The sequence below is a fragment of the bacterium genome (assembly GCA_024226335.1).
Taxonomy (GTDB): Bacteria; Myxococcota_A; UBA9160; order SZUA-336; family SZUA-336; genus JAAELY01.
Genome location: JAAELY010000307.1, coordinates 1 through 2,084, shown reverse-complemented (window position 1 = coordinate 2,084; position 2,084 = coordinate 1). Strand labels below are relative to the sequence as shown.

Here is a 2,084-nt window from a genome sequence, read left to right as displayed (position 1 = left end):
TGGATCCCGTCGCAGGTGATGAGGAGCCCCTTGCCGCGTCGCAACAGGAGCGCTCCTTCGGGCTGATTGAGCCCTTCGAAGCGGAAGAGCTGCGCGTCTGGGAAGGGCAGGGGCATCGATTCATCCCACGTCAGCGTTGGCTTCGGCTCGGGATGTGCCTCCGATAGCCCCGGCGCCCAGAGTTCCGCGCTGTAGCGTTCCATGTAGTACGGATCGTCGACGCCGTGCATGGACCCGAGACGCAGGAGGCGCTTTACGCTTCCGAGTCCTTCGAGCTGCTTCTCCTCGCCGGGCGAGAGACGGATCGGATCGACCAGCGTGAGTTCGCCCTCGTGTCGGACGATGGCCATGTTGCGGGTGATCGTCATCAGAGCGTTCATCTTGATCTCGCCGCGAACCATGAAGACGTCGGGCTGGATCTCTTCGATCGGATCGTGGGGGTAGATCGGGGTGTCGCTCATCGGGTTCCTCCGTCGACGCGCCTCGCGTCCTCGATTCTCTTGTACCAGTCCGCCAGTGCCGGGCGCTGCGATACCAGCTCTGCGAAGTCAGGGGTCACATCTTCCTTGAAGCCAGTGCTGAAGACGCCGTAGATCGCGAAGTCTGCCGCGCTCGGCCGATCCGAGTAGAAGAAGGAGTCGCTTCCGAGCAGCTGCACCAGATCGTCGAGTCGCTCCCCCATCTCCGCGATCAGCACGTCGTAGGGCAGGCGTCCCAGCCCTTGCGCTTTGGGCTGGCCCCCGACCAGGCGTCGCAGGACTGGCTTTGCGAATGGCCGGATCACAGCAGGCACGAATCGGGAGTTCTGGGCAATCGTACGGGCCTCGTTGACGGGGCACCAGCGGAGCGCCTGGTTGTACCAGTAGAACGACTCATCGCTCCAGTCTTCGAGCATGCGCTGCTGCGCCGCGACCTTCGGGTCCTCAGAGAACAGTGCTGGACTGGGCTGCACCAGATCGAAGCGGCGAAGGATCAGTGTCGAGTCGTAGGTCGTTTCCCCATCGAATCGGACGATCGGGACCTTTCCGGTTTGCGGGCTCAATTTCCCCAGCTCCCGGATGCTCACCTGCTCAGTGTGCGTGTAGAGGAACCCCTTGTAGTCCGCCGCTGCGAGGAGCTTGACGACGAACGGGGACACCGACGGTCCGATGATCTCGATCATGTGCAGGTGTCTCCTGGCGAGAGTCGCGGGAGGCGACGATTGACTACTGAGGATTGACTCAGTTATAGTAGTCGTATACTGAGTAGATCGTCAATAGAGGATTCGATGCCTGCCCGAGCTTCCGCGCGACGTCCTCGCGCCGCCCGTTTGTCGCCCGAAGAGCGACGTGCGTCCCTTGTGGAGGCAGGAGTTCACGTGGTGGCACGCCGTGGCCTCTCGGGAGCGCGCCCGGTCGATGTGGCGGAGGAGGCCGGTGTGTCCGAGGCCACGATCTACGCCTATTTCCCCAATCGGGATGTTCTCGTCGACGCCGTACTCGCCGAAGTCGGGCGCCACTTCCTTGCCACTACGAAGGCCGCGTTCGAGAGCGAGGAATCGCTTCCCGTGCGCTATTCGGCCGTATTCGACGCCATCGCGGACTCTGCTGAGCGCGACCCGGACCATGCCCGAGTCTGGTTCGACTGGGCCTCGGCCATGCGAGGCGAGCTGGGGCCGCGCTTCCTCGAGGCGCAGTCAGGCTTGACCGAGATCATGGCGTCTGCGGTGCGGTCTACGCCGAAGGGCGAGCGCGCGGGCCTCGAGTTGCATCCTGACGACGCTGCTCATCTGGTGCTGGGCGCGGGTGAGATGATGGTCCGACTGCAGCTCGCCGGGCGTCCGCGACGGGAGATCAGGCGCTTCGTCCGATCGACACTCGGGATGCTGTTTCCCGATCGATGAGAGCCCGACCGGGTTGGTCAACCCGGAGCACTGTGCGGCAGGAGGCGAAAGTCCCTGAGGCACTCTTGAGGCACCTGTTTCGGCTGTAAGTACCTGATTTCGTTAGAGTGCACACGTTTTCGATTCCCGCCGCCTCCACCATTCCCTTAATGAAATCAGATGTTTGCGTGTCTGTTTTTCCGCTTGAGGCACTTGGGTGGCC

3 protein-coding genes are annotated in these 2,084 nt (G+C 62.9%); 1 reads left to right on the top strand and 2 read right to left on the bottom strand.

The window, feature by feature from the left end:
- Together GY725_15990 and GY725_15985 are read right to left on the bottom strand one after the other, a co-directional pair.
- The coding region (locus GY725_15990) for a hypothetical protein (GenBank protein MCP4005691.1) at window positions 1–461 on the bottom strand (461 nt) is incomplete at its 3' end.
- A complete protein-coding gene (locus tag GY725_15985) occupies window positions 458–1,162 on the bottom strand; it encodes a glutathione S-transferase family protein (GenBank protein ID MCP4005690.1) in 705 nt (234 codons plus the stop codon). The genes GY725_15985 and GY725_15990, both read right to left, overlap by 4 nt.
- Before the next feature lie 198 nt (window positions 1,163–1,360).
- On the opposite strand from GY725_15985, the gene GY725_15980 reads away from it, so the two are divergent.
- Window positions 1,361–1,882 (top strand): TetR family transcriptional regulator, encoded by a 522-nt coding sequence (locus GY725_15980; GenBank protein ID MCP4005689.1) that lies wholly within the window; start codon window positions 1,361–1,363, stop codon window positions 1,880–1,882.
- Window positions 1,883–2,084: the final 202 nt, after the last annotated feature.